This window comes from Chryseobacterium daeguense DSM 19388, from assembly GCF_000430825.1.
GTDB classification, from domain to species: Bacteria; Bacteroidota; Bacteroidia; order Flavobacteriales; family Weeksellaceae; genus Chryseobacterium; species Chryseobacterium daeguense.
Map to the genome: position 1 here is coordinate 474,059 of NZ_AUMT01000001.1, position 10,955 is coordinate 485,013.

A 10,955-nucleotide genomic window follows, 5' to 3' on the forward strand; every position below is an offset into this window, starting at 1 on the left:
TCTCAAAAAATGATTGTTAACATATTGTAGAACTTTTGTATATTTAAAACAACTACCTCACAAAACGATTATGATTATAGGATTAGACATTGGTACTTCTTCTACAAAGGCCGTTGCATTTGACCTGGAAGGCAACGTTTTGGCAACACAAAGTATATCTTATCCTATACTGAATCCTCTGGAAGGACATTACGAACAGGATCCTGAAGTTATTTATAGAGCCTGTATTGATTCCGTTGCGCGTGTGATGATTGAGTTACAGGATATTAATAATATGCTGCAACCTATGTGTATTTCGGTTAGCAGTGCCATGCACGGATTAATAGCTGTCGACAAATTGGGCAAGCCACTCACAAATTGTATCATTTGGGCTGACCGGAGAAGTGAAGATATAGCTGTTGAATTGAAGGCAAATGAAAAAGGACAACTATTGTATCAACAGACTGGAACGCCCATTCATCCCATGTCTTTGCTTTGCAAATTAATATGGATAAGGTCCTATGATGAAAAAGTGTTCGTTCAATCCCATAAATTCATTGGCATTAAGGAATTCCTTTTTTACCGACTCTTTGGTGTCTATTTGGTTGACCATTCCATTGCATCGGCTACGGGACTATTTGACATACGCCAATTAACATGGTCGGACTTAGCATTGAATTTAGCGGGAATCTCTGCCGAACAACTATCGATGCCTGTACCTGTTGATCATATTTCAAGATTGCTCGATCCAGACATCGCAGCCTCTATGCACATCCCTGAAGGTACCTTATTTGTTATTGGCGGTAGCGATGGTTGTCTGGCCAATTTGGGAGTTGGGGCTGTGGAACCGGGAGTGGCTTCTGTAACTGTTGGCACCAGCGGAGCTATACGGGTAACCAGTCCTCTGCCAAACCCGGAGAAAAAGCAACGGTTATTTAGCTATCTTCTTAGACCGAATGAATATATAATTGGAGGAGCTGTTAATAATGGGGGTGTTTTGCGGAACTGGTTTCGAGATACCTTCTTAAACGAATCGATCAAAAAAATACAGGATAATGATGTTACCGCTTTATTAAACGAAATGATAGATTCCATTGATCCTGGATCAGAAGGATTGATTTTCTTGCCCTATTTAACTGGTGAACGAGCTCCGCACTGGAATTCCAATGCAAAAGGCGTTTATTTTGGAATACAGTTGCAACACACCAGGGCCCACTTCGCTCGTGCAATGATGGAGGGCATGCTGTTCGCAATCTATAGCGTGGGAATTGCGTTGGAGGAAAACACCGGCCCAATTCACAAAATATATGCAAGTGGCGGTTTAGCACGTTCTCAGAATCTGGTTCAAATGTTAGCAGATATTTTTAACAAGCCTGTTTTCATTAAAAACACAGTAGAAAGCTCTGCATGGGGAGCGGCACTAATAGGTATGGAAGCATTAGGAATTGAGCGTAAGCAGCCTATCATAGAACAGGCGGTATCGGATGTGACAGATAATGCTGAAAAATTTTATATGCCAAGTGGGGAAAATCATGCGGTCTATTTAAGAAATTTTGAACAATTTCAGCGACTTTATCATAAGCTGGAAGACGAGTTTTAATTATATCAATCACTATGCCTTTATTAATTATCATATTTGGAGTGGTTATGCTGCTCATTTTAGTAACTGTAATCAGACTAAACACTGTATTTTCCTTGCTTATAACATCGATAGCCGTGGGCTTTGCCATGCAAATGAGCGTTGTGGAAATCCTTAAATCTGTAGAGACAGGAGCAAGTAGTACTATGGGACAATTGGGACTTTTGTTGGCCTTTGGATCTGTTCTTGGAAAACTGATGACAGAAGGCGGTGCTGCAGAGCGCATTACAATGGTATTGACAGACGTATTTGGCAAAAAGAATTTACCGTGGGCAATGGTGCTTACGGGCTTTTTAGTAGGCATACCGTTATTTTACAATGTTGGATTTATCGTATTGGTGCCATTTGTTTTTATGGTTTGTGCGTCTAACAGATTGCCTATGCTGTATGTAGCCATTCCGCTATTAGCAGCGCTGTCCGTAACGCATGGTTATCTGCCTCCCCATCCTGGAGCTACGGCCATAGCGCTTTCCTTTAAAGCTGACATTGGCTTGACGATGGTTTATGGTATTGTAGTGGCAATTCCTGCAATCATTATTGGCGGGCCGTTATTTGGACGAACGCTTAAAGGCATCGCAACCAACCCGCCCCCGGAATTATTTCCTCAAAAACGTCAGGATGATGAAGGAAGACTTCCCGGGTTTGGAATTAGTCTGTTCACAGGCCTGTTTCCAATATTGCTGATAGCGTTGGGTTCTTTTTCTTATTTGATATTGCCGGAAGGCTCATTTGGGCTGATAGCCCTACAGTTTCTGGGAGATCCTGTTATTGCTTTAATGATTGCATCCCTATTGGCTATGTACACGATGGGGATTCGGCAAGGTAAAAGCTTAAAGCAACAGTCGGAAAGTGTGGAAGAAGCCTTCCGTGGCATAACTATGATCCTTTTTATTATTGCAGCATCCGGCGTTTTCAAGCAGATACTAGTGGATAGTGGCGTAGCTGGCTATATAGCAAATTTGACAAACAATCTCAGTCTGTCGCCGCTGGTACTTGCGTGGTCTATCGCAGCGATTATTCGCATGGTTATAGGCTCAGCTAGTGTTGCCGGGCTTACGGCGGCTGGTATTATGCTGCCTATAGTACAGTCTGGCGGGGTTACTCCGGAATTAATGGTGTTGGCAACTGGTGCGGGCAGTCTGATGTTCTCACATGTTAATGATCCGGGTTTTTGGATGTTTAAATCTTATTTTGGAGTTAGTATAAAGGATACTTTTCGCTCTTGGACGCTTATGGAAACCCTAGTGTCCATTACTGGATTAGCTGGCGTGTTAGTATTACAATGGCTGGGAGTTTAATAATCAATGGTTTCTATTGCCGACGGATTAAAATTGAATCTGGATACTGATCTTTTCAATCTTTAATTCGCGAATTGGCTTAGGGTATACGACTCTGAATAAGACATTAATTCGCGAAATGAGAAATAGTAATAAATGAAAACAGCTTATATTGACAGCACAGAGCTATGTATGGTAGTATAGATAACGTGTATAAAAGGAATTATCTTGTCTTGAGTAATTCTTCTCGAAGAAATGGAAGTTGCACCACTGGAAAGCGCAAAGATAAAAGTTAGCGGAAGACAAAAAACAATAAAAACATAAAAATGACACGAATTGAAGAGTTTATAAATAAGATTACAACCATTTTAAAATCTTGCCAACTCAAACTGAATCTCTATTTCTGTGACAGAAAATAATATGACAACTTATTACGGATTAAAAAATGAGAAGCAGAAATTTCTTATCCAAAGAATAAAACATGAGCATTTGAAATAGGCTCTGTTATTAAGTCTTTTATAGGAATGTTAATACAATCATCAGCAAAATCCTAACAACATTATTTTATTTATTTCAAATAATTTTTAGATATAGACAGTAAAATCTATCATTGTAATAATACCATCTATTTATAGTAATGTTGTAAATAAATATTCTTTATATTTGTCTTAATGAGATTCCTGAGATTGATACTAAGCATTGTAGACGGAGCTGTAATCATTGTTGAAGCCACTTTACATCATTTAGGTTTAAGAAAAACAAATAAGATTCTTACTCAATCTGAAATGGATGAAGAAGTATTTATTTGTTCATACTATTAAAATAATTTTAGAAAAATAAATTCAAAAAAAGTCTTTAAACGATCATGTTTAAAGACTTTTTTTGAATAATCATACCAGATTATGTAAAACCAGGTATGATAAAAATAATATAAAAATTGTATTAATAATTAGCGCTTATACCCAGGGAAAAACCGGCACTTTCAGGTACAAACCTGCATACACCGCCTACACACAGAAGTCCTCCTCGCTGTCTGCCATAAGAAGCCTGAATTCTTGTGCTGTTTTTTCTGAAAACTAATCCTCCGGTATAATAATGAATTTGTTTTTCTTTTTCAGGATTACCGTAGTTATAAAGATCATTTATAAATATAGACCAGTGTTTCTTAAAGTTATATTCTGCCAGACCTGCGAGCCAGTTGCCGTGATAGCCATCTGCCCACTGGTGCTGTAGTTCCAGTTTTACAGAGCTTTTACTGAATTTATAAATATTATCCAGGACTACAGTCTGGGCTTTCACCTGGCCTGTTGTTTCTTCAGTTCGATACGTATTGTAATACTGGTTTATGAGAACCAATGCAACTTTCCAGTTCTCTTTCAGGCGTGTTCTGATATCTAAACTTTGATCAGAATAGTATTTTTCGCCTAATTTTAAGAATTCGGTTTCATAATCATTTTCGTCATTGATATATGAGCGGTATTTGCCTTTCAGTCCGTACCAATTAGAAATATTCAACGTTAGATCCGTTCCGTATTTTCCTCCCAGAAGAGTTCCTTTTTTTATTTTATAGAAAATATCAAACTGGGAACCTATTTCTCCTGCCTTTTTTTGTGAAAGGAAGGTAAGTTGGGGTTGAGCCTGGTAAACGTATATGTTGGCTAAGCTGTAGTCAAACTGTTTAGTAAGGGCAGGAACATAGTTCAGGATTGCATTGTTATAAATATTTCCGATCTGGTCTCTTTGTGAGTAGAGATTGAAATTTTCCAGCCTTCTGAAATTCGCAATAATTCCAAAATTATTGGTGGCATAGGAAAGATTCAAATAATAAGCATTCCCCGAAAAGATATTATTAGGATCTAATGTAGTTACCTGCTTTATATTATCTTTGGTTTTGTAGAGATATTCAAATTCCAGGGCAAATTTTGAATATTCCAGCTTTATCCGGCTGCCATAAACACTTACATTTTTAGGGTACAGTATGTTTGTTTTGTTATCCTCATTTTTACTGACATAGCTAAAGCCGACACTTGACCTCAGTTTTTTCATTTTCATAAGGGAATCCAACCTTACTTCAGCATCTAATCCTCCAATAAGTCCGTCCGTTAAGCCAAATCCGGATCTTTGTTTTCCAAAAAGGCCTTTTAATGTGACAATCTGGTAGGGATCTGTATATTTTATTCTTCCTCCTAAAAGAGAATTTGCAATTCCAAGCTGCTTATCTTCCCAAAGACGCAGGGCCAGTCCGCTTCCGAATTGTTCATAAAAATGTCCTACAGTTGCATCTATCCCGGATTTTTCATTAGAATAATTAATATAATAAGTGCCCAGGTTTGTTTTTTTGAAAGCAGGATTATAGTTCAGGAGAGCTTCTGGCTCATAAGCTTCCAGCTGGGCCCCAAAAGTGAAATCTTTTATTTTATAGCTGGCATTCAGATAGTTATTTGATCTGAATCTTTGAGCCGCTTCTTTTTCGGTAAGCTTTACTTTTTTATCATCAATATAATACTGGGAATTGGATTCCAGATTAACGGTAAGCTGGGAAAATATTTTAACACTGGAAAGTAACAGGATTACGGTAGTTAATTTATTCTGCATTAGGAAAAAAATCAATTATTTCTGTTACATTCTTTAATTTTCGAAATCAGTTCTTCTTCATCTCCTGCAGAATATCCCACGTGAGAATAAACAATTTTTCCTTTATGAACCAGAACTGTGTATGGAATACTGTTGATATTTAATGCTCTTTTTAATGATTGGTTAGGATCCAGCAATATGTCATAAGACCATCCTTTGCTTTTTACTACGGTTTTTACTTTGGAAGTAGTACGCGCATCATCTGTAGATATTGCATACATTTTAAATTTGGTTTCTTTTTTCCAGTCATCATACTTGTCATTAATGGTGTTAAGTTCTTCCATGCAGGGTAAGCACCATGTGGCCCAAAAGCTCATTACTACGGGTTCTGAAGATTCAATTTTTGAAACATTTAATTTTTCTCCGGTCAGATTGCTCAGAGAAACATTAGGCAACTGCTGAGAAGAATAAAAGTTAAGAGATAACAGCAGTGCTACTGATAATATTATTTTCATCACGTAAAATTTTATTTTTCAAATATACATACAATTTGTTATTAAATATTAAATAAAAATATATATTTGCAATATTATATATAATTATTAGTGGCTTATATTAGTTTTTTCACAATAATAAAAAGTTATTTTTTAACCATTTGATTTATTTGAATTTAATAAATATTAACAAATCGAAATTTCAATTAAAAATTTTATACGAACATGAAAAAAAGCTTATTATTTCTTTGTAGTGTGATTTTTATGCTTTCGTTCCTCCTTTGCTGTAGGGGAAACGAAAGTGATGAAGGGAACACAACAGTGACTTATCTATCTATCGCTTCCGAAGGTGGGAATGAAAAACTACTGGGAAAAACATTCACTTTTAAGGTGAAGGATAATCTTAGCAATGATGTAACCTCTGAAAGTAAAATATATGTTAATGACCAGCTTATATCCGGAAATACGTACACTCCCCAGCAAAAGGGAACATATAGGTGTAAAAGCTACTTATAATAATTACCGATAAATCCTATCGCTGTAAATGTAGTTGTAAATGAGGGAGTTGCGTTTAAGCATAGAATCTTATATGAAGATTTCACAGGAACATGGTGCGGCTACTGTACAATAGCGCTGGCAAGGCATGATAATTTATCTTTGCAAACGGAAGACTACGTTTTCATAGGCATTCACGGACCGGAAGGAACTACTGATCCCTGGGCAAATTCCACAAGCACAGAATTGGAAGTTTTAAAAAACATTTCAGAATGGCCAGGTATGTTTATAAACCGTAATGTCCTTTGGCCGTACGATTCCAATTACACAGACATGTCTCTGCCACTCAGTCAGCTAAAAGCTTACAGCAGAATAGGGATAAAAATGAACTCCACTGTTTCCGGAAACACGGTAAATATTGAAACAAAAACTTTCTTCACTGAAAATCTTAATAATCTTAAAATTGCGGCCTTCATTGTTGAAGATGGTTTGGTCCATAACCAAAAGAATTATATCGGAGCACTTTATGGCGGGGCGAGCACCATTTATAATTACACCCATCATAATGTTCTTAGGAATAAACTAACAGGTTCTGTAACCGGAGATCCTATTCCGGATTCACAAACAGTGATTTCAAATGAATACACAAAATCTTTCCAATACAATATTCCGGCAGGCTTTAATGCAGGTAATCTGAAAGTAATCGTGATGATACTGGATGGAAGTGGGGGCGTATTAAACGTAAGGGAAGAAAAAATAGGAACTGGTAACAATTATGAATTTTTATAAATTATTTTAACAATTAAAATTAAACAAATGAAAAAGATTTTATTTCTTTTGAGTATTCTTATATTTGGAGTACATCATGCACAGACTTACTATAGTCAGAATTTCAATACAGCCGGCCTTAACGGATGGACAAGTACAGATTTGGATGGAGATACTTATCAGTGGAGTACTATAAATGCTTCAAGTCTAAATTCTAATTTAGGTAAAGGATCTTTGATTTCATATTCTTACATCAATAATACTCCGGTAACACCTAATAACCTTATTACATCACCGTTAATCAACTTAGGAACTGTAACTGCATCCACTGTTTCTTTAAAGTATGACTTGGCAACAAACAGTAATTATCCTGCTGAAAAATATTCCGTTTATGTTACTACTACTAACAGCTCAGGAGCAATTGTAACTTCTACTCCTGTTTTCACAGAAACAGTTGCAATAGGTGGGTATCAGAATAGAGTTATTGATCTTACCCCTTATATCGGACAGCAGGTCTATATCTCATTCAGGCATTATGACTGCTACGATCAATATTATTTAATTGTAGATAATATTGAAGTAAAAACTATTGCAGCTAAGGATGTAGCCCTTAAAAAAATATCTTTAGATAAATACGGACTAATTAATACTGATTATACCCTTAAAGCAACCGTAAAAAATAATGGTTCTGAAACACTTAATAATATCACTATGAACTGGAATGACGGAACTACAGATCATATTGCTACAATTCCTTTATCTACTCCTATAGCATCTGGACAGGAAGGGATTATAAATCATTCTATTTCTGTAAACTACCCGTCAGTTGTAGAGAAAAATATAAATGCGACCATCACACAGGTAAATGGTGCGCCAGATATAACCCCGGCAGATAACAGCCTTAGTACAAAATTCAAAACTGTAAGCCAGAATTCTCCTAAAAAAGTGCTGATAGAAGAAGGTACAGGAACATGGTGTGGATGGTGCCCGAGAGGTACAGTAGCCATGAACTATATGGAGACCAACTATCATGATAATTTTGTAGGAATTGCGGTGCATAATGGTGACCCTATGGTAGTTGCAGAGTATGATAACGGAGCAGATATAAGCGGTTTCCCTGGAATGAATGTAGACAGAGTACTTTTAGGTGAAAGTGTAGATACCAACAATATGGTTTCTAAGGTTAATGCAAGAAAAAACCTTGTAGTTCCTGCTGAGCTTAATGCTTCGGGTACCTTAGCAGGGAATTCACTTACATTTAATGCATCAGCAACATTCAGAACATTCTTTAATAATGCTAATTTTAGGCTTGCTGTTGTCTTGATGGAAGATGATGTTACTGGTACTGCCAGTGGTTATGGCCAAACTAATTATTATGCAGGTGGAGGAAATGGCCCGATGGGAGGTTTTGAAAGCTTGCCCAATCCGGTTCCTGCTTCACAAATGCAGTATGATCACGTAGCAAGAATGCTCTTGGGAGGTTATAGCGGTCAGGCAGGATCAGTACCTGCCACTATTACAGACGGGCAGGTTGCAAGCTATACGTTCACAGCTACAATTCCTTCAGGATATAACACCAGCAAGCTAAAAGCTGTATTGCTTCTGCTGGATGCAACTACCGGTGAGGTGGTAAATGCACGTTCTTTTGTATTGGGAACTTTAGGTACATCTGATATTAAAACCAATGAAAACTATCTTACAATCTATCCTAATCCGGCTGCAGACTACATTAAAGTACAGGCAAATCATAGTGTGGACCTTGCGTTTTATGATGCTTCTGGAAGACTTGTTTTAGAAAAATCCAATGTTTCTCCGGATACGGCAGTTTCTGTTCAGGGATTAGCTAAAGGAAATTATATTGTCTCTATTAAAGAGAAAAATTCAAAGCCTAAAACTCAAAAATTAATCATAAAGTAACACAACCTACATCAGGGAAGCTCAAATCTTTTTGGGTTTTCCTGATTTTTAAATATTTAAACCTATGAAAAAAATTAGTTTCTTATTATTATGTTCATTGATGTCTTCATGGAGCCAGGCCCAGATTGCTTTGGCAAAAGATGACGGCACCCCGATTGCAGACGGGCAGGTATTCACTTACAATACAACAGATGAAAATATTGCAACCCTGCATTATAAGATCAAAAATACATCTGCTTCACCTATTAAGGTGAGGATTAAAATCATGAGCATTCAGAATGCTACGGGAAGCAGCTTCCAGTTCTGCTATCTGAGCACCTGTCTGCCTTCGGTAGCTTTAAATGCAGTATACCCGTCAAATTCAAGTTCGCCGATTACTATTGCAGCCAATTCAGAAACGCCGTCTACGGGCTACAATATGTGGAATTCCAATCCGGGAAGCGGTACATTTCCTATTGATTATGTTATAAAGTACTATCTGGTAAATAACGGTAATACAGAATATGGTACACCCGTTACCATTACTTACAGGTACGATCCCAATGCAGTTTTGGGCGTAAATGAATTACAAAATAATAAAGATGCCTTCGCAAGCATTCCTACAACTCTTGTAAACAGCAGTCTGCAGGTCACGTCCAGGGAAAATGTTTCATATACTTTGCATAACATGGAAGGCCGCTCTTTATTAGCAGGAAACCTTAAAAAAGGAAGCGAGGAAATAAATGTATCCAGCTTAAGTACCGGAAACTATATTGTGACACTTAAAAATTTCCAGGGGAAAACTATGGTAAAGAAGATTACTAAAAAATAATTTTGGTTATTTGAGATTTACAAAGGAATAAATTCATTGGGTAAATTCTCAAAATTTTAATTAAAGTAAAATGAAATTTAAAAGCTGGTTTTTATTAGTTCTGTTGTTTTTAGGAGCAGGAATTAATGCACAAATCAAAAATCCTGTAAAATTTAAATTTACAATCAACGATTTAGGAAATAATCAGTACGAAGCAGTGCTGAATACCACCATGGAAAACGGATGGCATATCTACTCCAAAGACCTTCCTGAAGATACCGGAATTCCTACAGAATATAAAGTTTCCGGGAAAAATATCGAACTGATTGGGAAATTCACCGAAGTTGGTAAAAAACATGAAGAATTCTCTGAAGCTTTCGGGGGTAAGATTATTTATTACTCCAATTCGGCAGGATTTAAGCAGAAATTTAAGCTGAAGGACGCAGCAAAACCAGGAGATGTGGTTGCTGAAATCACTTACCAGACCTGCGACGACAGGGTTTGCCTGGCTCCAAACACCCTGGAATTCAACAAGCAGGTAACTCCAAAAGGCACAGAAGAAACTCCAGCCGATGAAAAAACAGAACCTGCAAAAGATTCCGCAGCCAGTCCTGCAGCAGCTGAAACAAGAGCTGTAAATCAGGTAAAAACAGAAAATACAGCCACAGCAGCCTCAAAGCTTGACCCAAAACAATTAAAAATAGAATCCATCAATTTCCAGAAACCACTGACTGACTGCGGAACTGCAGCAGCCAAAGTGGATGAAAATTATTGGACTTATTTATTCCTTGGATTCATCGGAGGATTAATTGCACTGCTTACCCCGTGCGTTTTCCCGATGATTCCCCTTACCGTTTCCTTCTTTACAAAAGGGAATAAAAACAAGGCAAAAGGAAAAAGAGATGCGCTCATTTATGGATTTTTTATCCTTTTAATTTTTGTGCTGCTGAGTATTCCTTTCCATATTATTGATGGAATTGCAGGGAATATTTTTAATGAAATTTCCACCAGCGTATGGCTGA

The 10,955-nt window shown here is 37.1% G+C and carries 10 protein-coding genes; 8 read left to right on the plus strand and 2 right to left on the minus strand.

Annotated features, from left to right (window positions below; all coding sequences use genetic code 11):
- Positions 1–70 precede the first annotated feature (70 nt).
- The 3 genes from H560_RS0102335 to H560_RS22880 all read left to right on the plus strand — a co-directional run bounded on the left by H560_RS0102335 (position 71) and on the right by H560_RS22880 (position 3,716).
- Positions 71–1,579, plus strand: coding sequence for a gluconokinase (locus H560_RS0102335; RefSeq protein WP_034752054.1), 1,509 nt, complete (start codon positions 71–73; stop codon positions 1,577–1,579).
- 14 nt (positions 1,580–1,593) lie between these two features.
- Positions 1,594–2,916, plus strand: coding sequence for a gluconate:H+ symporter (locus H560_RS0102340; RefSeq protein WP_027378551.1), 1,323 nt, complete (start codon positions 1,594–1,596; stop codon positions 2,914–2,916).
- Between the two features lie 650 nt (positions 2,917–3,566).
- Positions 3,567–3,716 (plus strand): hypothetical protein, encoded by a 150-nt coding sequence (locus tag H560_RS22880; protein ID WP_155844934.1) that lies wholly within the window; start codon positions 3,567–3,569, stop codon positions 3,714–3,716.
- 121 nt (positions 3,717–3,837) lie between these two features.
- On the opposite strand, the gene H560_RS0102350 is transcribed toward H560_RS22880, so the two are convergent.
- Together H560_RS0102350 and H560_RS0102355 are read right to left on the minus strand one after the other, a co-directional pair.
- A complete protein-coding gene (locus H560_RS0102350; RefSeq protein ID WP_027378552.1) occupies positions 3,838–5,490 on the minus strand; it encodes a DUF6029 family protein in 1,653 nt (550 codons plus the stop codon).
- Positions 5,491–5,501: 11 nt separating this feature from the next.
- Entirely contained in the window at positions 5,502–5,984 is a 483-nt protein-coding gene (locus H560_RS0102355; RefSeq protein ID WP_027378553.1) for a TlpA family protein disulfide reductase, read from the minus strand.
- A gap of 204 nt (positions 5,985–6,188) precedes the next feature.
- Here H560_RS0102355 and H560_RS0102360 point away from each other — a divergent pair, with 204 nt between their 5' ends.
- The 5 genes from H560_RS0102360 to H560_RS0102380 form a co-directional block, all read left to right on the plus strand.
- The gene (locus H560_RS0102360; protein ID WP_155844935.1) at positions 6,189–6,479 is read left to right on the plus strand and encodes a hypothetical protein; all 291 of its coding nucleotides are present in this window, start codon (positions 6,189–6,191) and stop codon (positions 6,477–6,479) included.
- Between the two features lie 141 nt (positions 6,480–6,620).
- Positions 6,621–7,247 (plus strand): Omp28-related outer membrane protein, encoded by a 627-nt coding sequence (locus tag H560_RS0102365; RefSeq protein ID WP_027378555.1) that lies wholly within the window; start codon positions 6,621–6,623, stop codon positions 7,245–7,247.
- 27 nt (positions 7,248–7,274) lie between these two features.
- Positions 7,275–9,143: a T9SS-dependent choice-of-anchor J family protein gene (locus H560_RS0102370; RefSeq protein WP_027378556.1), complete on the plus strand. Its 1,869-nt coding sequence runs from the start codon at positions 7,275–7,277 to the stop codon at positions 9,141–9,143.
- A gap of 64 nt (positions 9,144–9,207) precedes the next feature.
- A complete protein-coding gene (locus H560_RS0102375; RefSeq protein WP_081413907.1) occupies positions 9,208–9,954 on the plus strand; it encodes a T9SS type A sorting domain-containing protein in 747 nt (248 codons plus the stop codon).
- A 70-nt stretch (positions 9,955–10,024) separates the two neighbouring features.
- The coding region (locus H560_RS0102380) for a protein-disulfide reductase DsbD domain-containing protein (RefSeq protein ID WP_034752055.1) at positions 10,025–10,955 on the plus strand (931 nt) is incomplete at its 3' end.

Coding starts and splice junctions, on each gene's coding strand:
- H560_RS22880 (WP_155844934.1), top strand. CDS start 3,567: ATGAGATTCCTGAGATTGATACTAAGCATTGTAGACGGAGCTGTAATC.
- H560_RS0102360 (WP_155844935.1), top strand. CDS start 6,189: ATGAAAAAAAGCTTATTATTTCTTTGTAGTGTGATTTTTATGCTTTCG.
- H560_RS0102355 (WP_027378553.1), bottom strand. CDS start 5,984: ATGAAAATAATATTATCAGTAGCACTGCTGTTATCTCTTAACTTTTAT.
- H560_RS0102375 (WP_081413907.1), top strand. CDS start 9,208: ATGAAAAAAATTAGTTTCTTATTATTATGTTCATTGATGTCTTCATGG.
- H560_RS0102335 (WP_034752054.1), top strand. CDS start 71: ATGATTATAGGATTAGACATTGGTACTTCTTCTACAAAGGCCGTTGCA.
- H560_RS0102370 (WP_027378556.1), top strand. CDS start 7,275: ATGAAAAAGATTTTATTTCTTTTGAGTATTCTTATATTTGGAGTACAT.
- H560_RS0102350 (WP_027378552.1), bottom strand. CDS start 5,490: ATGCAGAATAAATTAACTACCGTAATCCTGTTACTTTCCAGTGTTAAA.
- H560_RS0102340 (WP_027378551.1), top strand. CDS start 1,594: ATGCCTTTATTAATTATCATATTTGGAGTGGTTATGCTGCTCATTTTA.